Below are 21,569 nucleotides of genomic sequence, written 5' to 3' on the forward strand. Positions count from 1 at the left end.
TAGGGTCAAGCGGTATTGTCATGAAAATCGGCGAACTTGAGGCGCGCAGCGGCGCCAGCCGCCATACGCTGCGGTATTACGAGCAACTTGGCCTGATCTCACCGCTGCGGCAAACCAACAACTATCGCGTTTACACCGAGCAAACGCTGCACGATCTGGACTTCATCCAGCGCGCGCAAAGCATGGGGTTTTCCCTTGGGGAAATTGGCGAGATTCTGGATGCGCAGCGGAACCAGCTGATTGACTGTGCTGACGGCGCCAGGCTAATTGAAAAAAAGATGGCAGAGATCAAGCAGAAGATCGCCAACCTGCAAAGCATCTATCGGTACCTGGATGAAGAGCGTGCAAACCTTGAGGCCAGTGCTGCCAAGCAACTTGAACTTCAGCAGATGAACAACGCCGCAAACTGAACTGTCAGCCCGGGAAACGGAAACTGCGGCCCACGTCGCTCGTGAACGACCGCAATGGGTCGATAACGGCCATTCGCGAACGGCTGCTTTCGACCCACAGCTGCCCTTCACCAAGGACAGCTAGCGGCCAGAATCGGACGTTTACCCATTAAACTTGCCCAGCATAAGTTGTGGACTGAACATCGAATGCCCGTGGTGTCACCATGACCGAAGGTCGGGTGCAGGCTGGCGGAAACCTCGTGTCAGCCAGGTGAGATAGATCACGCCGAGGGTAAGCCAACAGAGCCCAATGACGATCGCGGTCGCACTCAGCTGGCTCACCAGATACAGGTTTACGCACATGCCCAGCAGTGGAAACAACAGATAACTCACAAGCCCGAGGCTCTGGCGCCGACGAGCGCGGTAGAAGTAGCAGATGACGCACAGGTTCACTGCGGTGAACCCAAGGAAGGCACCGAAGCTGATGAAGGAGGTCGCCATTTCGAGCGTGAGGTTCAAACCCAGCAGTCCGATTACGGCGGTGAACAGCAGGTTGAACACCGGAGCCTGGGTCTTCGGGCTGAGCGTGCCGAAGAACTTCTTGGGCAGTATGTCGGCCCGGCCCATGAAGTAAAGCAGGCGGCTGGTACTGAGTTGCACGATGAGGCCCGAAGCAAACCCGGAGATGATCAAACCGAGGTTCAGCCAATCCGCAAATATCTGCCCGCCCACTTCGACGGACATGAGATAAGCAGCAATCTGGGCATCTTCGAATACGCCGCCGGGATGGACCAGCTGCATGATGTACGCCACCAACGCAAACAGCAGGCCTGCCGTTGCCATCACCAGCACCACGGCGCGCGGGATGTTGCGCTTCGCGTCGCGCGTTTCCTCGGCCATTGTAGTGACTGCATCGAAACCCAGATAGGAATAGACCGCCACGGCCGCCGCTGCAGACACACCTAGGAAGGTGCTACTGGGGTTCCAGAGTGGCGCGGTCAGGGCTACCGGAGACTGATGGGCCAGGTGGACAACGCACAGCACCACAAACAGCAACACAAGGGCGATGCCCAACCCTGTCAGCAATTTGTTTGTCCGGTCGGCAAGGCTAAGCCCCAGGACGTTCACCAGCGTGGTCAGGCCAATGTTGACCAACATCCAGCCCCAGAACGGTATGGCAGGGAATTGCACATTGAGAAAAACCGATTGCACCCACCAGGCGACCATGGGCATGAACAGATACCCATGTATGCCGTGAACTGCCGATGGAAGTGAAACGCCGAGAAGTTGGCGATGCGGCTCAAGGCGTTCACCGACAGGTCACCTTCAAGGTGGCTGTCGATGTAGGCAAGCACGGCTTCGAACCGTTTCGCGTAGGCAGGGCAGTGCTGTGAGTCAGTCAACGAGCGGAGTCTCCGGAAGGTGCGGTGAGCGCTAGCATCCGCTGTTCAGGCATTGAGGTGCCTAGCCGTGATTGCTCTGTTGGAAATTGTCGTGACCCTTTACGCGCAGTGAACTCATCATGGGCACGGTCCCCCGGCGTCGTGGTGCCGGGGGCTTCGGTCTGGTGCTTGGTAATATCCTAGAAGCTGTACTTCACATTGACCATCAGGTTACGCGGCGCCCCATAGAAAACTGTGCCGTAGTTGCCAATGCCACTGTAGTAATGCTTGTCGAACAGGTTGTTGACGTTAAGGGTAGCCTTCAGGTTGCGGGTGAAGTCATAGCCGCCAACCAGCCCGACCAGTGCGTAGGACTTCTGTTCGAACTTGGCAGCCGGATCATCGATCGCGTACCAGTCCTCATCGCTTGGTTTGAAGAAGGTCGAACTCTGCCAATACGCATTACCGCCCACGGTGAACTTGCGCCATTCGCCCTGCAGGCGGTAGTTGGTCGCCAGCTTGAGCAGATGTTGCGGTTGGTTGGTCGCCACACGCTGGTCATCCGCATCGTGGGATTCGGCGAAGGTGTAGCCCGCCATCACTTGCAGGTCCTTCATCAGTTCGCCGTTCATTTCCAGCTCGACGCCGCGCGTGGTGACGCCTTGCGCTGCCCGGTAGGCGCCGCCGCCACTTGGCGTGGTGCCGCCGGTGAGCACTGCGAAGTTGTCCTGCTTCAGCTCGAACAGGGCCAGGCTGGCATTCAGGCGGTTTTCGAAGTAGGCGCCTTTGATCCCGATCTCATAGCTGGCGCCGGTGAGCGGGTCGATGGGTTTACCGTCCGTACCGAGGCTATAGGCTTGCGGCTTGAACACGTCGGTATAACTGGCATACACCGTGTGGTAGCGGTCCAGGTCGTAGGTGATGCCCGCATAAGGCACGATTTCGCTGGAATTTGTAGCGCTGGCCGGGAGGCGGCGACCGATGGCGTTGATCGTGTCGATGTCCCATTTGTAGTCGACGATCCGTGCCCCCAGGATAACTGCCAGCGCGTCGGTGGGTTTGAGAATGGTGGCCGCGAAGCCAACTTTCTGCCGCGCTTCGATATCAAAGGTGGACCACCATTCAAAGTTGGTCGGGGTATCGCCGTAGCCGTCCCACTGGAATACGTCGTCCATGACGCCATTGGTCACGCCATCATCACGCTTGGAGGTGGATTTGGTGTGGGCGATGCTGTAGCCGAACACGGCTTCATGCACGCGTCCGCCCAGCGAGAACGGGCCGCGAGCATACAGGTCCAGGCCTTTTTCCTTGCTGGTGGTGTTGAATTTGCTTGCGGTGCCGTTGTTGTTCACGGCGCCGGTATCGGGGTCGATGTTGCCGCCGATGAAGCCATGGGAAATGCTGCCGTCTGCCTGGATGGCCTCGCTGCTGATGCCCGAGATCAGCTCACGCGAGCGGTAATCACGGCTGCTGACTACGCCTTTGAGTACCCAGTCGTTATCGAAGGTATGGGCAAGCTCTGCAAAGGAGCGCTGGGTTTCCTGGTTGCGCCAGGTCCAGCGGTCGGCGGCGTTGGTGTCACGGTCGAACTTGACCGTACGGCCATCGAGGAAGAACGCGGGCAGTGCGCCGGTGGTGCTGCCGTTGTCGTAGTTTTTCTGCACGTCGTAGCCAAGCGTGAACAGGGTGCCCTCGCTGAGGTCGGCTTCCAGCACGCCATAGAAGGTGTTCTGCTCGCCGGTCAGGTACTCGACGTAACTGTGCTGGGATTGGGTGCCAGCCACCATGCGGCCACGGACATTACCGCTGTCGGTCAACGGGCCGGCAAGGTCGAAGTCTGCCTGGTATTTGTCCCAGGACCCGGCGCCTGCGCCGATATGGCCCTGCAGTTCGGCAGTGGGGCGCTTGCGCACCAGGTTGATGACCCCCGAAGGGTTGCCGGCGCCGTTGACCAGGCCGGTTGCGCCCTTGAGCACTTCGACCCGGTCATAGACCAGGCTGTTGCCGATGCTGTAGTTGTCGCGCAATGAGCCGCCGTCGGAGGACAGGCTGGGCACACCATCGAACTGGTAGTTATCCAGCTTGAAACCGCGCGAATAGAAGGTAAAGGCTTCGGAGCTTTCCTGGTTGACCGTGACACCGGGCGTTTGCTTCAGGACTTCCGAAACACTCTGCAGGTTCTGGTCGTCCATCTGCTGGCGGGTGACCACGCTGATCGACTGCGGGGTTTTGCGCAGGCTCAGGTTCAGGCGTGTGGCGGCGGCGGTTTCGCCAGTGGTGTAAGAGCCGCTTCCCTCGGTGGTCAAGCCCAAACCTTCACCCGTGATGCTGGTTGCGCCCAGTTGCAGTGCCGAACCTGCATCAACCTGGCTCACCAGCACATAGTTGTTGCCCACCAGCAAAGCTTGTAGCCCGGTGCCGGCCAGCAGTTGGGCAAACCCCTGCTCGATACTGTACCCACCGTGCAGCCCGCTGCTCTGACGACCTTGGGTGAGCGCCGCATCGAACGACAGCAGTACGCCGGCCTCGCGGGCGAAGCGGTTCAGGGTCGTCACCAGCGGCCCGGGGGCGATGTCGTAGACGCGGCTGGCCTGTTCGGCGTGGGCCTGGGCGCCCGTCGACAGCAGCGGGGCCAGCAGCCCGGCATGCACGGCGATGGCGGTGCCAAGCAGCAGGGACGTGAGGTGTTTTCGGCGTGGGTATGGGCAGCTTGTTGTTCTAGGCATGACAGCTCCTTCAAATGCCTGTTTGGGCGGTTTGCAGGAGAGCTCGAACGAGAGAGGCCAATCCGACAATACGGCTGAGAAATATTTTCATCTGACGCTGCTAAGTGGCAGGCATCAGCCTGACCCAGTAGCGCGTCCAGGTGCTGATCCTCAGCTGCAGCGCCTCGGCAATTGCCATCAGGGCGCGGTCGGTGTCGTCCAGTGGATACACCCCAGCCAGACGCAGCCCGGCCACGTCGTCACTGCAACTCAGCACGCCGGGGCGGTACCGCTGCAGTTCGGCCAGGGCGCGGCGCAGCGGCCAGCCGTCGAGCACCAGTTGGCCATCGCGCCATGCCGTGCGAGCCAGGTCGGCTGGGCGTGGCTCTGGCAGCGGCCCGTTGTCGAAGGCCAGGGCCATGCCTGCTTCAACCCGCACCTCATGGGCGCTGGCGGCGTTGTGCACCGCAACGGCGTGTTCGATAACGGACAGCTCGGTGCAGTCGGCATGCAGTCGCACGGTGAAATCAGTGCCCAGGGCGCGCATGTCGCCATGTACCGTGCGCACGCGCAGCGGGCGAGAGTCAGCGGCGGTGCGTACGGCGATTTCGCCTTCAGCCAGGACGATCAGGCGCTGCTCTGTGCTGTAGCGGATATCGACCACAGAGGCTGTATTGAGCGTCAGCCGCGTGCCGTCCTGCAGGGTCAAGCTGCGGCGTTCGCCGGTCGCGGTACGCACATCGGCCATCCAGATGGGGGCGTTGCGATAGCCTGTCCAGGCTACCCCGGCCAGCCCCGCACCGAGCACCAGCGTCTTGAGCACCGTACGCCGTCCCGTCCCGATCTGTCCTGCGGCAAGGGTATGCCGTGCCAGCGGGCCATGCACGCCCGCAAGGCCTGCCTGCAATTGCTCCAGGCGCCCCCAGGCCCAACCGTGCAAAGGTGCCTGGTCCAGCCAGGCTTGCCACTGTGCCCGGTTTTCTGCGCAGTCAGGCGCTGCCAGAAAGCGCGCATGCCAGTGTGCCGCTTCGCGCAGGGCCTGGCGCTGGTCGGCGGGGCTCACAGTTGCGCATCAAAAGCGAACAGCAGGCAACGTTCGGTGGCCTTGGCCATGTACTTCGTCACCGAACTGACCGACACACCGAGGCGCTGGGCGACCTCTGGGTAGGTGAGGCCATCGAGTTGCACGTACAGAAAGGTGTCACGCACTTTCTGGCCCAGCCCGTCGAGCATGGCGTTCAGTTGCATCAGGGTTTCCAGCATCAGCAGGCGTTGTTCGGGCGAGCACTCTTCGAGTACCGGCTGGCTGGCGAGGAACTCCAGGTAGGCCTGCTCAAGGTTGCGTCGGCGCAGTTGGTCGATCATCACTTGCCGCGCCACGGTGGCCAGAAAGCTGCGAGGCTCTGCCAATGGCTGGCGTAGCGCGCTGCTGATCAGGCGCAGAAAGGTGTCCTGGGTAATATCGGCCGCCCGGTCTGCATTACCCAGGCGCCTGCGAATCCAGCCTTGCAGCCATTGGCTGTGGTCGCGGTACAGGGCGTGCATCTCATCATGCCGGGCTGATGCGGGCGGCTGGGGGTAGGGCACCTGGATCTTCCTGATTATAAAGTGCGGATAAGAATTGATCGCAATTATAGGGGTATCAGGATGCTTTGCAATCTCAGTCAGTTTGAGGCACTGCGCTGCAGGGCGCGTTCCACGAGGCAGCAGAATCGAGGTGAAGGTGTTTCTGCTGCTTGGGCAGGACAGGCGTATCAAGCGTGCCCAGCGCTATCGATATCCAGTCGGCAAACTCACCTTGGGTGCGTGACCAGAACAGGGTCGAGCCGCACTCCACGCAAAACTCTCGCACCACCGTCTGCGAAGACGCATAGGCCTTGATACTGGTGGCGCCGCGAAGGATGCGCAGCATGTTGCGCGGAACGCTGCCGTACGAAGCGAACGCTGCCCCGTGCCCTTTGCGGCACTGGCTGCAATGGCAGTGGCTCACAGCCTTTGGCGGGGTAAGTAGCAGGTAACTGACCGCTGCACACAAGCAGCTTCCTTGGTATGCCTCTTTCGCTGGCGCTTCCGTGCAGGTGGAAAACGCCAGCGTAACCGCCTCGGCCTGATCAGTCGACCGTTGCAACCCTGCACGCCTGCTTCGGCGTCAGCACCGTATCGATTACGAGCATGCAAAAATATTTTTGCGCCAGTGCATCCAGAACGGCACCCGATGGGTAGTTGTTATCAGGCAGTCGGTGATTGCCTGACCCATGACCCCCACGGAGCTCGCCCCATGATCATCAAGCCCGCTTTCTCCCTGCTCGCCGCCTGCCTTGTACTTGCGTCTGCACCCGCCCATGCCCAGTCGGGCGTCCCGGACGCAGTCAAGGTTCCCGACGGCCACGCCATCATGCTGGAAACCGTTGGTGTCGGTGAGATCACCTACCAATGCCGCGACAAGGCCAATGCACCAGGCCAGACCGAATGGGTTTTCGTCGGTCCCAAGGCGGTGCTCAACGATCGCAGCGGCAAGCCTGTAGGTGACTATTTTGGTCCTCCGGCCACCTGGCAGGCCAAGGACGGTTCGAAAGTGACCGGCACCCAGCTTGCCGTCGCCCCGGCGGCCAAAGGCGATATCCCGTATCAACTGGTCAAGGCCAACCCTGCCGAGGGCAAGGGCGCGATGCAAGGGGTCAGCTACATCCAGCGGCTGGCGACGCGCGGTGGCGTAGCGCCTGCCATGGACTGCACGGCGCAGAGCAAAGGCGCGCAACAAGTAGTCAAGTACCAGGCGGACTACGTGTTCTGGTCGGCCAAGTGACGAGGGCTTGAGCGGCAGGCCAGCGATTGATCATCTACGCTGCTGGACGTGCCCCAGGCCGGTAAGGCAGGGCACCGTCCAGGTTTCATGATGAAGGAACGACCCCATTTTGAATTCGCCCGTTGTTCCATTTGATTTCGAGGGCTGTCTTGCCGCTTGTGCCCAAGGAGACCGCCGCGCCTTGCAGGCGCTCTATGAGCATGAGGGGGCACGTTTGCTGGGCGTCGCACGGCGCATCGCGCGCGACCAGGCGAGCGCGGAGGACATCGTTCACGATGCCTTTGTGCGTATCTGGACACGTGCTGCCAGCTATGACCCATCGCGCGGTTCAGCCCGGGGCTGGGTCTACAGCATTACCCGTCACCTGGCGCTGAACTTGGTGCGTGACGGCCGCTGGGAAACCGACCTGGACGAGCCTGGCATGATCGCGGCTGTAGCCCTGGCCCCGGAGCTGGACGACCTGCAACTGTGGTCAGGCTCGGCGAAAATCTATCGCTGCCTTGAGCAACTGCAACCCGCCCCCCAGCGTTGCATCCTGCATGCGTATGTGGACGGTTGCAGCAATGCCGAAATCGCAGCGCTGCTGGGTGCGCCGCTAGGCACCGTGAAGGCATGGATCAAGCGAAGCCTGAAGGCCCTGCGGGAGTGCATGACATGAAGCGTACCCCAGGTGATGACAGCGTCGAGGACCTGGACGACCTAGCAGCCGAGTACGTGCTGGGTACCTTGAGTGGCGAGCAGCGTGCTGCCATGCAGGACCGGTTGAAATCGGAGCCGGCCGTACGCGCCGCAGTGGATGCCTGGGAGGCCCGCCTGCTCGAACTGACCACGCAGGCTGAACCCATCACGCCAAGCCACCGCTTGTGGGGCCGGATCGAGCGCAGCCTTGAAGAGGCTCAACCGTCCGGGCAACCACGCGCTGGCTGGTGGCAGCGGCTTGGACTCTGGCAGGGCTTGAGCGCTGCGGGGTTGGCCGCGAGCTTGCTTCTGGCCTTGGCGCTGTTGACCAAGGCTCCGCCTGTGACCACCTATATGGTGGTGCTGGTAGCGCCGTCGGGGCAGGCCCCGGGGTGGGTAGTGCAAGCCAACGATGCGAGCATGATCGAACTGATCCCGCTTGGCGTGGACGATGTGCCCGAAGGCATGACCTTGCAGTTCTGGACCAAGGGCGAGCAGTGGCGCGCACCTGTTTCGCTGGGGTTGGTCAAACCGGGCGAACAGTACCGCGTGCCGCTGAGGCGCTTGCCTGCGCTTGAGCCGAATCAGCTGTTCGAGCTGACCCTTGAGAAAGCGGGCGGCTCCCCGACCGGTGCGCCAACGGGCCCGGTGAAGTTCATTGGCCGCGCGGTGAAAGTCATATGAGCCCCTGCGGTCTCCATCGTGCACAAGCGGCTTGACCCTGAAGTGGCTACAACCCTCACGCTGGTAGCCAGTTTCTCTCTACCAGGCATTCATCATGGACAACCGTATTCCTCCGCCGCTGGTCGCTACCCTGTTCGGCCTATTGGCATGGCTCGCAGCTCGACACTTGCCGGGAGCACTGGATCTGACGATCGAATGGCGCATTGGTCTGGCGCTGGTGGTATTGCTGGCAGGCGTAGCGGTTTGCCTGGCCGGCGTGCTTTCTTTCCGACACGCACGTACGACGGTCAACCCGCTGAAGCCTGAAACGGCTTCGGCCCTGGTTCGCTCGGGGGTTTACAGGTACACACGCAACCCCATGTACTTAGGCTTCGCCACAGTGCTGGTAGCCTGGTCGATCTTTCTCGCCTGGCCGCCAGCGCTGCTGGGCGTGCTGGGCTTTGTGATCTACATGAACCGCTTCCAGATCGGGCCGGAGGAGCGGGCCCTTGCCAGCCTTTTCGGAAGGGAGTTTGCGCAGTACTGCAAACAGGTCAGGCGTTGGCTGTAGAAACGAAACGTCTACCATCTTGCCAGTGGCCGCTCTCGATCCAATGCCATCTTCCTGAGACGCAGCCAGTGATCTTCTCCACGGGGATAAATGAGCCCGCTTGATTACGATTCTTCAAGATGGCCTCAAAATGCGACTGACCTACGATGCTCAGCCGTTGCAACCACCTTGCCGCGCTTGAGCACCATCAGCCGTGTCGGCAGGTCGAGAATGACATCGGCCACAGCCCGGCAATCGACCATCACCAGGTCGGCATCATTGCCCACCGCCAAACCGTGGCGTTTCAACCCCATGGCTTTGGCAGGGTTTGTCGTGAGCATCGGCAACACGGTGGCCTGATCATCCGCGCCGCCCAAGTGGCAGGCGGGAATGGCCAGTTGCGCAATGTGTAACAGGTCGCCAGTGCCATACGGTGTGAATGCATTGCGGATGTTGTTGGTGGCCAGGCAAACCGTGACACCGCCGTCGCGCAGTGCACGCACCGGTGTCAGGGTGCGTCTGACATTGTGACTGTCACCCCGAGCCCCCCAGGTGCAGGTCGGTGGCGGGCAGGCACATCACGCTGATGTCGGCCTCACGTAGCAACGCAATCACCTGTGCCCGTCGCGCTGGCGAGGCGGCGGCCAGGCTGGTCAGATGCCCAACGCAGACGCGCCCTTGGTAGCCTTCGGCAATGGTTCGACGTGCCACGTACTCGATGGTCATGTGCTCGGCGTCATCGGCGAAGTCCTGGTGCAAGTCGATGTCTTTGCCGTAGCGCTTGGCCAAGTCAAAGACGAAATCTATGTGCTCCAGCGGCGACACGTCGTTGTAGGGAATGCCGCCCACCACATCGGCCCCCATCTCCATTGCCTGGGCCATCATGGCCTGCATGCCAGGCAGCTTGAGAATGCCTTCTTGCGGAAACGCCACGACCTGGATGTCGATCACCTCGCGGAATTGCTCGCGCAACTCCAGCACCACTTCGAGCCCGGTGAAGCCTTGGGCGGGTCGAACTCGGCATGGGCACGCACATGCGTGGTACCGGCCTGAACCAGTGCGCGCAGCACCTGGATCGAACGTTCGCGGATATCCTCACGGGTCAGTGTGGGCTTCAGTTCGGCGGTGACAGCGATCGCTTCCTTCAAGGTGCCGGAACGGTTGGCCTTGCGCTGCATCACGTTGGCTTTTTCCAGGTGCAGGTGGCCTTCGACAAACCCAGCCACAAGCACTTTGCCGTGCGGTGTGTGTCGACATGGTGCACGTCCTTAGCAGAGTGGTTCTGATGCAGCAGAAAACTCAGCGTCCCGTGCAGTTTGAGATTACAGAGCAAACTCGGCTGGCCCTACAGGCCTGGATACATCAAGCCCATCTGCACAGCGAGGATTGTCTTTTCCCAAGCCGGCTACACGCCTCAGAGCACCTATCCACCCGGCAGTACGCCCGAATCGTCAAAGCGTGGATAAAAGCTATTGGCCTTGATCCAGCCATGTACGGCACCCACACGATGAGACGTACGAAGGCATCGCTGATCTATCGCAGGACGAAGAACCTGAGAGCAGTTCAGCTCCTCGGTCATACAAAGCTTGAAAGCACGGTGCGATACCTGGGTATTGAGGTCGATGACGCATTGGAAATGGCGGAGCAGACTGAGGTCTGAAAGCGTTTAGCGACGGTCGAGGTATGACCGTCGCTAAGCGACCCATATCGGCCGCTGAGCTGCGATCTTGCAGGAGCGGGCTTGCCTCTGAGCAGCATTCCTCGTTCCAATACACGAATTCGAGCATGCCCTGTGTGAATCGCCCCTGGTTTGGTAGACACCCCGAACGACTGCAAAGGGTCGTAAGCAGACGGTCATGACTGGCCGCAATCGACCCAAGGCGGACACTGATCCAAAGCTCTGCTGTCAGTGCAGGCCTCATCGCCGGCAAGCTGAACAAGCCGGCTCCCACCGGAATATCACCAGCCTTCAGGCATGCGCTGTACCTGTGGGAGCCGTGCTTGCCGGCGATGGGCCGCGAAGCGGCCCCGGTTACAGGTGTTGAAGAGGCTAATAAGAAGATCTTATGCGCCATGATGGTAAATCATTAGATCTAATGACGGGGAAGGTTTAAAACTCCCTGCATTGATCACCTTCACAGCGGAGACAGCTACATTGGCATGCACACTGAAATCGCTCGTCCACACCCTCCATACCCTGTGCTCGGCATGGGGCAGCTACACCATGAGAAACCTTCAGCGTTAGTAGCCGTGGAGGCCAGCAATGTCATTTGTCGCTCCGGTTCTTGACCCCCAACTCGCTGAGATTGCACCAGGTTTCCGAGCGCTGAGTATCAGCGTGGAAGCTTCGCAGATCGAACACCCCCAGGTTTCTACAGACGCGCTTGAGAAGGCTTGTGAGTCGTTGGTCGCTGACACCCCGGTTTGGGCTAAGAGCCACTTGGCTGCATGGGCCACTGCATTCAGGCTGTTCGGCGCTAAACCACAGCGCACCCCGTGCTCAGCCGAAGCATTGCGTAAGCGAGTTCTGCGAGACGGGAGCCTTCCCAGCATCGATCCCATTGTCGATTTGTACAACGCAATCAGCATCAAGTACGCCGTCCCCGTTGGCGGAGAAAATTTTGATGCCTACATAGGTGGCCCACGTTTAACCATCGCCGTTGGCACTGAGCTGTTTGACACAACCAAAGATGGCAGTGCGGCAAACGAGTCGCCAGAAAAAGGCGAAGTCATTTGGCGCGATGATCACGGTGTGACTTGCCGACGCTGGAACTGGCGTCAGGGCACCCGCACCCGGCTTGATTCGAACACGAAGCGGATGTGGTTCATTCTGGAGAGCCTTCCTGAAATGCCCATAGAGGCCCTCAGGGCTGCTGGGGATGAGCTGAGCAGCGGACTTCAGCAGATGATGCCGGAGGCAAAAATTGCATCCCAATTGATTGAGTTTTACTGACCGGAGAAGCGTAATGGGCATCCGATGCTCAAGCCCCGCTGCTGGGTACATTCGTGCCCATACCCTCAGGTAAATAGGGGCGTATCTCTTCTATTTCAGCGTGGCTAAGACGAATGCTGCTGGCGTCGATCAATCCATTCACCTGGTCGGGGCGGCGTGCGCCTACGATAGCGCCGGAAACTGCCCGGTGACGCAATACCCAAGCGATGGCTACGGCCGCCGCTTTGACCCCATGCCTGGCACCGATATTTGCCATGACTTCTACCAACGCGAGGTTTTTGCTCAGACGAGGTTCCTGGAAGTCGGCGCTCCGCGATTTTCGCCAATCATCGTCGGGCAGCAGTGCAATCCGCTCGCGGGTCATGCTTCCCGTCAGTAAACCAGATTGCAACGTCGAGTAGGCAATCACGCCCACCTGCGCTGTTGCACAATACGGCAGGATCTGGTCTTCGACATCACGCATCAAAGCTGAATACGGCGGTTGAAGGGAGGCGATATCGGTTACGGAGCGGGCTCGCTCAAGCTGGGAAACATCGAAGTTTGATACACCAATCGCCCTTATCTTGCCTTGAGCCTTGGCTTGGGCCAAGGTCGCCAAAGCCTCCTCGATGCCTTCGCTGTTTCCATCTGCCGGGAACGCTGGCCAGTGAATCTGATAGAGATCGATGACACTCACCTGTAAGCGACGCAGGCTATCTTCGATTTCTTTCATCAATGACTGGGGGGCAAGCGAATGAGAGATCTCACGGGTTGTGCGGTCCCACACCAGGCTACCTTTGGTGAATACTAGCGGGCGACGCGAAGCTGGCACCTGACGCAGCAGTTGCCCAGTCAATATCTCGGCATGACCGAGCCCATATACCGCTGCTGTGTCGATCCAGTTCACGCCGCGTTCTACCGCATACTCCAATGCTGCCAGGCTATCGCCATCATCTTGCGCCCCCCAGCTGAACGCCCATCCTTGTCCTGCAATGGCCCACGTGCCCATTCCAATTGGCGAAATCAACAACTCGGATGTGCCTAGTCGATTCTTTTGCATGCAAACCTCTCGTCGATTGAGGCGCAGAGTATTCATTGAGAGGTTGCCGACGATAAGATAGCTAATCGTGTTTGAACTGCTGAGCTGTATTCATGAAATCCCCTTGCGACCTTTCCGAACTCGACGCCTTCGCCGCCGTAGCTCGCCATCACAGCTTTCGCAAAGCCGCCGACGAGCGAGGGGTATCTGCGTCAGCTCTCAGCCACGCCATGCGTGCCTTGGAAAGCAAGCTGGGGGTCAGGCTCCTTAATCGCACTACGCGCAGCGTCACGCCTACCGAAGCGGGTAATCAACTGCTCGCCACGTTGGTCCCTGCCTTGACGGAGGTCGCCAATGCGTTGCATGAATTGACCTTCAAACAGCAAGTCCCCACCGGCACGCTGCGATTGAACGTATCGCGGCCCGCTGCCCGTCTTGTTATTGCGCCACTGCTGGCGCGATTCACGGCAGCCTACCCACGCATCAACGTAGAGCTGGTAGCCGATGATGGGTTGAGCGACATCGTCGGCGAAGGGTTCGATGCCGGCGTGCGCTTCGGCGAGAGCCTGGCGGGTGACATGATCGCCGTCCCGGTGGGCCCACCCCAGGGGTTTGTCACCGTTGCTGCCCCCAGTTACCTCAGCAGGCACGGGACACCGGACACACCGCAAAGGCTACTTGAGCACGCCTGCATTGGCCGACGCTTTCCCAGCGGCAAACTGTACAAGTGGGAATATCTTGCCGAGGGGCAGCCTATGCGCCTGGCCGTGGCAGGGCCGTTAATACTGGAAGATGACACCATGATGATTCAAGCGGCGAAAGACGGCGCCGGGATCGCGTACGTGTATGAGGAGATGGCAAGGGAATACTTGGCTCGGGGGCAATTGGAGGAAGTGCTGGAAGACTGGAGAGCCTTGCCAAGCAGGTTTTTCATCTATTACTCAAGCCGGCGTCACGTACCGCCAGCGCTAAAGGCGCTGATCGAGTTTGTGCGTGAAACGCAGCATCGTTGAATAAAATGACGTGTCAAAGTGAAGGAAATCATACGAATCGATGATCTGCAGGCGCCTAGGATCGAATAGCGGGGCAGGGGGCCCCGCATCTGCTTCAAGCTTACTCGAGTACCGACTGACGTGCGTGCCGAAGCGGCACTACAGACCCTCGGGTGACGAAGTATTTTACGCCCGCGCAATCGATCAAGCGCCGTAACGCGGTGCGAGTGTGTTGTTGGAAAGATGCCCGAACAGCGCCTTGCGGCTGCTTTCGTAGCGTTCGAAATGCTGCAGGTCGTGCATGGAAGGGATGGAGATCAGGACGCTGTTGTCGAAGTCTTGAAGGGCACCATCCACCAGGTTGCTGGCTGACATCACGATGTTGGGATCAAGGTTTTCGACAGGCAGCCCCCCGATCTCCCAGAAGTCGGTCGCTGTGGCGCCTGGCAGCACCGCTTGAACCCTGACGCCATGTTCTGCCAGCTCCTTGTGCAGCGACTGAGTGAAGGCCGTTACGTAGGCTTTGCTTGCGCCGTACACACCATTCAGTAATTCGGGGGCCAGGCTGACGATGGAGGAAATATTGATGACTGCGCCCTGTTTGCGAGCGGCGAAGCCCGGAGCGGCGGCGTAGGTGAGCCGTGTCAGTGCGGTGACGTTGAGCGTGATCATCTCGGCCATGCGCTCGACATCGCTTTCCATCAAGCTGGTGTGGGTGCCGATGCCGGCGTTATTAACCAACAGGTTGATGCTGGCGTCCTCGCGCAATTTGCGCTCGACGCGGGCCAAGTCCGCTGAGCTGGCCAGGTCCGCCTGGAAGACTTCCACACTCTGCTGGGTCTCGTTGGTGATACGGCTGGCAAGGGCATTGAGGCGATCACGATTGCGGGCGACCAGAACCAGGTCGTAGCCACGTTGAGCCAGGCGTTCGGCGTAGATCGCGCCGATGCCGGAAGATGCGCCTGTGATCAGGGCAGTGCCTTTGTATTCCTGAGTCATGGTCCAGCTCCGTTGATTGGGTGTGAAGCCATGATGCAGAGAAATTGATATGTCTTAAACGACGCATATAGTCATGATTTAAGACATCAAGAAGCGTCCGGGAGCGTCTTCGCGCAGCCCCAGTGCTTGGGCGCACGCACACTAGGCTCTGTCGGAATAGTTCTGTGGGAGCGGGCTTGCCCCGCGAATGGGGCTACGCGGTGCATGGCACCGGCTTCGCCGGTGTTCGCGGGGCAAGCCCGCTCCCACGTAATGCGTCAGAACACCGACCACCCGATACGTGAACTCAACAACTCGAGCGCCGCCATGCCCGCGTAGGAGTTGCCCGCGGTATTCAGCTCCGGCGACCACACGCATACGGTAAATTGGCCCGGCACGATTGCTACAATCCCGCCACCCACGCCACTCTTGCCTGGCAACCCCACGCGGTAGGCGAAATTCCCGGCTTCGTCATACAACCCGCTGGTGGCCATGATCGAGTTCACCTGCTGGGTCTGGCGTCGGCTCAGGATTTGCTCGCCGCTGTGCTTGCAGAACCCGTCGTTGGCCAAAAAGCAGAAGGCGCGGGCCAGATCGAGGCAGCTCATCTGCAGCGCGCAGTAACTGAAATAACTGCGTAACACCGTCTCGACGTCGTTATGGAAGTTGCCAAAGGACTGCATGAGGTAAGACATGGCAGCGTTGCGCGCGCGGAATTGATACTCCGAATCCGCGACGCGGGTATCGATCGCAATATGGGGATTGGCCGATAGCCGTCGCACGAAATCGCGCATCGACAACGTGGGGGCTGCGAAGCGCGATTGGTTGATATCGCAGATGACCAACGCACCGGCATTGATAAAAGGGTTGCGTGGGCGCCCGCGCTCGAACTCCAGCTGCACCAGCGAGTTGAATGGCTGGCCTGACGGCTCATGCCCAAGCCGCTCCCAAATGGCTTCACCGGAATGGCCAATTGCCTGGACCAGGCTGAATACCTTGGAAATGCTCTGCACCGAGAATGGCACCAGGGCATCACCCGCGCAGTGATAACGGCCATCGTTGCCATAGACTGCGATGCCCAATTGCTGCGCTGGCACGTCGGCCAGCGCAGGAATGTAGTCAGCCACTTTGCCCTTGCCGATCAAGGGGCGCACTTCGTCGAGAATCTCGTTCAACAGCGTTTGCATGGAAGGCCCTGTTATCACTCCCCATTCGACAGCGAGGGGTAGCGTTTCAGACGCAGGCTCAGCAGCAAAAATCACACACTCGGCGCGCAGCGGCCCCTTATTTCAGGCCATGGGGCTGCTCAAAAATCGTATCGGGTATTCAACATCACATTGCGCGGCTCGCCGTAATAGCCGCTGTAGAACGTGGTATCCAACGCACTGATGTATTTCTTGTCGAACAGGTTGTTGATGTTGAGCGTCGTGGAAAGTTGGTCGGTCAGTTGATAGCGGGCCATCAGGTTGACCACGGTGAACTGCGATTGCTTGGCCTTCACCGTGCCCAACGCGGTGCTTGGCGTGACGGTGATGTGGGTGCCGCTCTGCCAGTTGGCGCCGCCGCCGACGGTCAGGCGGTCGAAGTCGCCCGGTAGTCGGTAGGTGCTCCACAGCTTCACCATGTTGGCCGGGGCTTCGGTGTTCAAGCGCTCGCCATCCCGGTCCTTGGTGATGCCGTGGTTATAGCTGGCCGAGACGTTCCAGCCGGGCATCAACTCGCCGTTGGCCTCGACTTCAAAGCCACGGGTGGTGGCGCCGCTCACGGCTTTGTACGCGGCAGTCAAACCATCATTGTTGACGGTCTTGCCTTCGTCGAGCACGGCGAGGTTGTCCTGCTTGACCTCGTAGGCTGCGATGCTGGTATTCAGGCGACCGTCGAAGAATTCACTCTTCAGGCCCACCTCGTAGTTGTCGCCTTCACGCGGCTCGAGGGTCGAGCCGTCGGCATCGCGCAGGCTCTGTGGTTTGTAGATGCTGGTCCAGCTGGCATACACCGAGTGGATGTCGTTGAGGTCATAGACCACACCGGCGTAAGGGGTTACAACGCCGCTTTCCTTGTAGTCGGTCGTGCGGTTGCTGAGGGGCGTCGCCGGGTAGGTCAGGTCGTAGTCGTAGTCGTACTTGCTGACTCGCGCACCCAGGATAACCGACAGGTCATCGGTCGGGCGCAGGCGGGTGGCAATGTAGGTGCCGGTCTGGTGAATGACGGTGTCGCCATCATAGAGCTTGCCGCCACCCATTACCGGTTTGTCCGTGTAGTTGTCCCAGTCGTAGACGTTGACGAAGGTGCCTTCGATGCGGGTACCCCGGGTCGGCGTATGGCGGTTTTCGTAACGTGAATAGTTGTAGCCGACGATCAACTCATGCTGGCGGCCGAACAGCTGGAACGGGCCTTGGGCTTGCACATCCAGGCCGGTCTGTTTCTGCCAGGTGCTGCCTGCGCCACCATACAGGCGTACACCTGCGCCGGTGCTCTCGTCGGGGAAGCCCCAACTGGCGGTGGCCAGTTTGTAGTCGTCACGCTTGATATACATCTGGTTGACCGACGCCTTCAGGGTCCAGTCATACGCCAGTTTCTGCTCGAGGCTTGCGAAGGTGTTGAGGGCATCTTGCGGGTTGTGGCTCCAGCGCGCGGCGCTGTTGGTGGAGCGCGAGAACGACGTTTGCTCGCCATTGCTGTGGAACAGCGGGAACGCCACCGAAGAGGAGCCTTGCGGGTTGTTTTTCTGGTAGTCGGCACCCACCGTCAGCAACGTGGTGTCGGTCAAGTCGGCTTCGAGGACCCCGTAGAAAATCTGCTTTTCCTGGGAATAATGGTCCATGAAGCTGTTGTTCTGCTGATAAGCCGCGACCATCCGCCCACGCACGTTGCCGGTGGGCGTCAACGGGCCGGACAGGTCGACTTCGCTACGGTACTTGTCCCACGAACCCACGCCGGCCGTGATGTGGACCTTGAATTCGGCCGTAGGGCGTTTGCGCACGAGGTTGATCGTGGCAGAAGGGTCGCCCGCGCCGGTCATTAGCCCAGTGGCACCACGCAGCACTTCGACACGGTCGTAGATGGCCATGTCGGCCAGGCTCTGCGCCGACATCTGAGTTGCAATATCCAGCGTGGTGGGGATGCCGTCGAACTGGTAGTTATCGACCGAGTAGCCACGCGAATATATGTTGAAACGCTCACTGCCGAGGCTCTGCACCGACAACCCCGGCGTCTGCTGCAACACCTCGGTGATGTCGTTCAGCCCCTGGTCATCCATACGCTGACGGGTAACCACGCTGATCGACTGCGGGGTTTCGCGAAGGGTCAACGGCAGTTTGGTGGCCGTGTTGCTCTGGCCTGTGGTGTACGAGCCAGTGCCCTCGGTGGTGGGCCCCAGGCTTGCGGCGTTGATGCTGGTGGCGCCCAGTTCCAAGGCGGCGCCGCGCTCGGCCTTGGCCAGCACGTACCGTTTGTTCCCCGCCTGTACGAGCCGCAGGCCGCTGCCCTGGAGCAAGCGGGCAAACCCCTGGTGCAGCTCGAAATCCCCCTGCAGGCCTGGTGAGCCGAGGCCCGCGGTATCTTCGGCGCTGAAGGTGATCATGACCCCGCTGGCGGCAGCGAATTGGCTGAGGGCCTCGGCCAGGCTGCCAGCCGGGATGTCATAGCGCTGTGCTTGCGCCCAGGCAGCGGGCAGCACCAGCAGCGAGCCGGCCAGGCTCAGGGTGAGCGCTGCGCGGTGGATACTGCAGGCGAGTCGGGAGGGGGGTACGAACATGAACAACTTCCTGTTGGGGTTGGCAGTGGCTGCGTTTTTTACGCATGTGCAGCTAGAGCCGAAGCAGAAATCGAAATCTGTTACCCCTCACGCGAAAAAATTTTGCTTCATGCCGCACCTGCCTCGATCCGCACCCAGTAACGGGTCAGGCGCCGGATGTGCACGGGCAGGGAGTCCTGCAGATTGGCCAGCACCGCCTCGCGGTCATCCAGCAGGAAGGTGCCGGACAGCCGCAAACCGGCGACCTCGGGCGTGCAACCGAGGTAGCCGGGGCGGTAGCGTGAAAGCTCAGCGAGCACGTCGTCCAGGCGCCAGTCGACCACCACCAGCATGCCCCGCGCCCAGGCTGAACTTTGCGCGGCGGCTGGGTGCAGTGGTCCGATTCGGTCTGCGGTAAAGGTCAAGGTTTGCCCAGCTTCGGCACGCATCACCGGTGCCTGCGCCAGCCGTGGCCGGACCTCCACGGCGTGCGCCTCGACCGTGACCCGGGTGCTGCCGTGCCCCTGGCGCACGGCAAAGCGCGTGCCGAGGGCGAGGATTCGGCCCTCCGCCGACTGCACACTCAGCGGGCGCGCATCCTTGGCCGTCTCCACCAGAATTTCGCCCTGCTTCAGCACGATCAGCCGCTGCTGGCCATCGAAATGCAGGTTCACTTGGGTGTCGGTGTCCAGCACCAAGCGGCTGCCGTCAGCCAGCGTCAGGTGGCGGCGTTGCCCCACGCGCGTGGCGTAGTCCGCCTGCCAAGGCGAAAGCTGATAACCCTGCCAACCGACCACGCCGACCCCGAGCAACAGCGCCAGCATCTTCACCGCCGCACGGCGCTGTTGCCGGGCTTGTTCAAGGGTCGCCGCACCCACCGCCGCAGGGGCTTGGGCCAAGCGCTGCTGCAAGTGTTCAAGCCGGGCCCAGGCTTGTGCGTGCTGCGGGTCCGCCGCGAGCCAGGCTTGCCACTGGCTGTGGGTGGCAGGGCTGACCGTGCTTTCGTTAAGGCGCACATACCAGTCCACCGCCTGGGCCAGGGCGCGCTTCATGCCTCGTCCAGCAGCAGGCAATGCATCAGGCCGCGGGCCAGGTGCTTGCGCACGGTGCTCACCGATACCCCACAGCGTTCAGCGGCTTTCTCGTAGGGCAGCCCATCCAGTTGCACCGCCAGGAAAATTTGCCGGGTACGCGTGCCTAGGCCATCGAGCAGGCGATCGATGGCCAGCAGGCTATCCAGGATCTGTGCACGGGTTTCTGCCGAAGGGGCATACGCTTCGGGGCGCAGTTGCAAGGCTTCGAGGTAGGCCTGTTCCAGGCTGCGCCGCCGGTACAGATCGATGACCAGGCCGCGGGCGATGGTCGCCAGGTAGTGCCGAGGCTCCTTCAGGCTGCTGGCGGTGCGGGCCAGCAGCACGCGCACAAAGGTGTCCTGAGCCAGGTCCGCAGCATCCGCTGAGTTGTTCAGCCGATGGCGCAGCCAGCTACGCAACCACACGTTGTGGTCACGGTACAGCGCATGCAGATGCTCATGAGGTACTGCGTCGGGGGGCATTGTGGACATTCCCTCTCCCAGCCGGCGGAGGATGCAAATACGAAACAATCTCGATTGTAGAGGGATTGGCCAAGGCTGGGAAGAACACAGAGGGAGGAACTTATATTTACGCGTTGGCGTATTCGTTGCGGACGATTTCAGCGCCTGCAGTCAACGCACTCAATTTCCCCCTGGCAACGTGACGCGGCAACGGCGCCATGCCGCAGTTGGTGCACGGGTAGAGCTTGTCGATGTCGACGAACTGAAGGGCCTTGCGCAGGGTATTGGCGACTTCCTCGGGTGTTTCAATGGTATGGGTTGCCACATCAATGGCGCCAACCATCACCTTTTTACCGCGAATCAGTTCAATCAGGTCCATCGGCACGCGCGAGTTGTGGCATTCCAGTGAAACGATGTCGATGCTGGATTTTTGCAGCTTGGGGAAGGCTTCTTCATACTGCCGCCACTCTGACCCGAGGGTTTTTTTCCAGTCGGTGTTGGCCTTGATGCCATACCCGTAGCAGATATGCACGGCCGTTTCGCATTTAAGCCCTTCAATGGCCCTCTCCAGGGTGGCTACCCCCCAATCGTTCACCTCATCAAAGAAGACGTTGAATGCGGGTTCATCGAACTGGATGATGTCGACTCCAGCGGCTTCTAACTCCTTGGCCTCCTGGTTGAGAATTTTGGCAAATTCCCAGGCCAGCTTTTCACGGCTTTTATAGTGGCTGTCGTACAGCGTATCAATCATGGTCATGGGGCCTGGCAGTGCCCATTTGATGGGTTGCTTGGTTTGCTGACGCAAGAACTTGGCGTCCTCGACAAACACCGGTTTCTGGCGAGCCACAGCCCCGACAACCGTCGGCACGCTGGCGTCATAGCGATCGCGAATTCTAACGGTTTCACGCTTCTCGAAATCGACACCGCTGAGGTGCTCAATAAACGTCGTGACAAAGTGCTGTCGCGTTTGCTCACCATCACTGACAATGTCAATGCCTGCAACTTGCTGCTCGTGCAATGACAAACGCAAGGCATCGTGTTTGCCCTCGATCAGGGCCTCATCTTGCAGCTTCCAAGGCGACCAAAGTGTCTCAGGTTGTGCGAGCCAGGACGGTTTAGGCAAACTGCCGGCGGTTGAAGTGGGTAACAGCTTTTTCATAGTAAAAGACCTTGAACGTGGGAAGC

The 21,569-nt window shown here is 60.2% G+C and carries 22 protein-coding genes and 2 pseudogenes; 8 read left to right on the plus strand and 16 right to left on the minus strand.

Going from position 1 to position 21,569, the window contains the following annotated elements; genetic code table 11:
• The first annotated feature begins 20 nt into the window (after positions 1-20).
• Positions 21-410 carry a MerR family transcriptional regulator gene (locus MFF34_RS24330; protein ID WP_099429712.1) on the plus strand — a complete coding sequence of 130 codons (390 nt, stop codon included), beginning with the start codon at positions 21-23 and terminating at the stop codon, positions 408-410.
• A 198-nt stretch (positions 411-608) separates the two neighbouring features.
• Here MFF34_RS24330 and MFF34_RS24335 read toward each other — a convergent pair whose 3' ends face one another.
• The 6 genes and pseudogenes from MFF34_RS24335 to MFF34_RS24360 all read right to left on the minus strand — a co-directional run bounded on the left by MFF34_RS24335 (position 609) and on the right by MFF34_RS24360 (position 6,511).
• On the minus strand, positions 609-1,622 hold the full coding sequence (locus tag MFF34_RS24335) for an APC family permease (protein ID WP_238216941.1): 1,014 nt from the start codon (positions 1,620-1,622) through the stop codon (positions 609-611).
• Between the two features lie 5 nt (positions 1,623-1,627).
• Positions 1,628-1,792, minus strand: a pseudogene (locus MFF34_RS24340) (AraC family transcriptional regulator); the annotation flags it as partial.
• A gap of 179 nt (positions 1,793-1,971) precedes the next feature.
• The gene (locus MFF34_RS24345) at positions 1,972-4,497 is read right to left on the minus strand and encodes a TonB-dependent receptor (RefSeq protein ID WP_238216942.1); all 2,526 of its coding nucleotides are present in this window, start codon (positions 4,495-4,497) and stop codon (positions 1,972-1,974) included.
• 100 nt (positions 4,498-4,597) lie between these two features.
• Positions 4,598-5,539, minus strand: a complete 942-nt coding sequence (locus tag MFF34_RS24350) for a FecR domain-containing protein (RefSeq protein WP_238216944.1) — start codon at positions 5,537-5,539, stop codon at positions 4,598-4,600.
• Positions 5,536-6,063, minus strand: coding sequence for a sigma-70 family RNA polymerase sigma factor (locus MFF34_RS24355; RefSeq protein ID WP_374707424.1), 528 nt, complete (start codon positions 6,061-6,063; stop codon positions 5,536-5,538). Before MFF34_RS24355 ends, MFF34_RS24350 begins: the two co-directional genes overlap by 4 nt.
• A gap of 73 nt (positions 6,064-6,136) precedes the next feature.
• Positions 6,137-6,511, minus strand: coding sequence for a GFA family protein (locus MFF34_RS24360; RefSeq protein ID WP_374707425.1), 375 nt, complete (start codon positions 6,509-6,511; stop codon positions 6,137-6,139).
• Positions 6,512-6,754: 243 nt separating this feature from the next.
• Between MFF34_RS24360 and MFF34_RS24365 the strand changes: the two genes are divergently transcribed.
• The 4 genes from MFF34_RS24365 to MFF34_RS24380 all read left to right on the plus strand — a co-directional run bounded on the left by MFF34_RS24365 (position 6,755) and on the right by MFF34_RS24380 (position 9,194).
• Complete coding sequence (locus tag MFF34_RS24365; protein WP_027919183.1) at positions 6,755-7,282, plus strand: DUF3455 domain-containing protein; 528 nt, start codon at positions 6,755-6,757, stop codon at positions 7,280-7,282.
• 109 nt (positions 7,283-7,391) lie between these two features.
• Entirely contained in the window at positions 7,392-7,940 is a 549-nt protein-coding gene (locus MFF34_RS24370; protein WP_238216947.1) for a sigma-70 family RNA polymerase sigma factor, read from the plus strand.
• Positions 7,937-8,644, plus strand: coding sequence for an anti-sigma factor domain-containing protein (locus MFF34_RS24375; protein ID WP_238216949.1), 708 nt, complete (start codon positions 7,937-7,939; stop codon positions 8,642-8,644). The genes MFF34_RS24370 and MFF34_RS24375 overlap by 4 nt, the downstream gene beginning before the upstream one ends.
• Positions 8,645-8,738: 94 nt before the next feature.
• Positions 8,739-9,194: an isoprenylcysteine carboxylmethyltransferase family protein gene (locus MFF34_RS24380; RefSeq protein ID WP_238216951.1), complete on the plus strand. Its 456-nt coding sequence runs from the start codon at positions 8,739-8,741 to the stop codon at positions 9,192-9,194.
• A 125-nt stretch (positions 9,195-9,319) separates the two neighbouring features.
• On the opposite strand, the gene MFF34_RS24385 is transcribed toward MFF34_RS24380, so the two are convergent.
• From MFF34_RS24385 to MFF34_RS24395, 3 genes are read right to left on the minus strand one after another with little or no spacing between them, the layout of a single operon-like run.
• Entirely contained in the window at positions 9,320-9,676 is a 357-nt protein-coding gene (locus MFF34_RS24385; RefSeq protein WP_238216953.1) for an amidohydrolase family protein, read from the minus strand.
• A gap of 31 nt (positions 9,677-9,707) precedes the next feature.
• Entirely contained in the window at positions 9,708-10,145 is a 438-nt protein-coding gene (locus MFF34_RS24390; RefSeq protein WP_238216955.1) for an amidohydrolase family protein, read from the minus strand.
• A complete protein-coding gene (locus MFF34_RS24395; RefSeq protein WP_238216957.1) occupies positions 10,121-10,399 on the minus strand; it encodes a hypothetical protein in 279 nt (92 codons plus the stop codon). Before MFF34_RS24395 ends, MFF34_RS24390 begins: the two co-directional genes overlap by 25 nt.
• Positions 10,400-10,437: 38 nt before the next feature.
• Here MFF34_RS24395 and MFF34_RS24400 point away from each other — a divergent pair.
• Positions 10,438-10,833 (plus strand): annotated as a pseudogene (locus MFF34_RS24400) (tyrosine-type recombinase/integrase); the annotation flags it as partial.
• Positions 10,834-11,436: 603 nt separating this feature from the next.
• On the plus strand, positions 11,437-12,126 hold the full coding sequence (locus tag MFF34_RS24405) for a B3/4 domain-containing protein (RefSeq protein ID WP_238216958.1): 690 nt from the start codon (positions 11,437-11,439) through the stop codon (positions 12,124-12,126).
• A gap of 28 nt (positions 12,127-12,154) precedes the next feature.
• Here the strand turns inward: MFF34_RS24405 and MFF34_RS24410 are convergent, their stop codons facing one another.
• A complete protein-coding gene (locus tag MFF34_RS24410; protein WP_238216960.1) occupies positions 12,155-13,165 on the minus strand; it encodes an aldo/keto reductase in 1,011 nt (336 codons plus the stop codon).
• 92 nt (positions 13,166-13,257) lie between these two features.
• Between MFF34_RS24410 and MFF34_RS24415 the strand changes: the two genes are divergently transcribed.
• Positions 13,258-14,157, plus strand: a complete 900-nt coding sequence (locus tag MFF34_RS24415; protein ID WP_238216962.1) for a LysR family transcriptional regulator — start codon at positions 13,258-13,260, stop codon at positions 14,155-14,157.
• A 183-nt stretch (positions 14,158-14,340) separates the two neighbouring features.
• On the opposite strand, the gene MFF34_RS24420 is transcribed toward MFF34_RS24415, so the two are convergent.
• The 6 genes from MFF34_RS24420 to MFF34_RS24445 all read right to left on the minus strand — a co-directional run bounded on the left by MFF34_RS24420 (position 14,341) and on the right by MFF34_RS24445 (position 21,543).
• Positions 14,341-15,135 (minus strand): SDR family oxidoreductase, encoded by a 795-nt coding sequence (locus tag MFF34_RS24420; RefSeq protein ID WP_238216963.1) that lies wholly within the window; start codon positions 15,133-15,135, stop codon positions 14,341-14,343.
• A 257-nt stretch (positions 15,136-15,392) separates the two neighbouring features.
• Entirely contained in the window at positions 15,393-16,301 is a 909-nt protein-coding gene (gene glsB / locus MFF34_RS24425) for a glutaminase B (protein WP_238216965.1), read from the minus strand.
• A gap of 119 nt (positions 16,302-16,420) precedes the next feature.
• Positions 16,421-18,871 carry a TonB-dependent receptor gene (locus tag MFF34_RS24430; RefSeq protein WP_238216967.1) on the minus strand — a complete coding sequence of 817 codons (2,451 nt, stop codon included), beginning with the start codon at positions 18,869-18,871 and terminating at the stop codon, positions 16,421-16,423.
• Positions 18,872-18,978: 107 nt separating this feature from the next.
• Positions 18,979-19,902 (minus strand): FecR domain-containing protein, encoded by a 924-nt coding sequence (locus tag MFF34_RS24435; protein WP_238216969.1) that lies wholly within the window; start codon positions 19,900-19,902, stop codon positions 18,979-18,981.
• On the minus strand, positions 19,899-20,414 hold the full coding sequence (locus MFF34_RS24440) for a sigma-70 family RNA polymerase sigma factor (protein ID WP_238216970.1): 516 nt from the start codon (positions 20,412-20,414) through the stop codon (positions 19,899-19,901). Before MFF34_RS24440 ends, MFF34_RS24435 begins: the two co-directional genes overlap by 4 nt.
• 97 nt (positions 20,415-20,511) lie before the next feature.
• Positions 20,512-21,543: a methionine synthase gene (locus tag MFF34_RS24445; protein ID WP_085273192.1), complete on the minus strand. Its 1,032-nt coding sequence runs from the start codon at positions 21,541-21,543 to the stop codon at positions 20,512-20,514.
• Between the last annotated feature and the right edge of the window lie 26 nt (positions 21,544-21,569).

It is taken from the genome of Pseudomonas sp. PAGU 2196, from assembly GCF_022179005.1.
GTDB lineage: Bacteria > Pseudomonadota > Gammaproteobacteria > Pseudomonadales > Pseudomonadaceae > Aquipseudomonas > Aquipseudomonas kermanshahensis.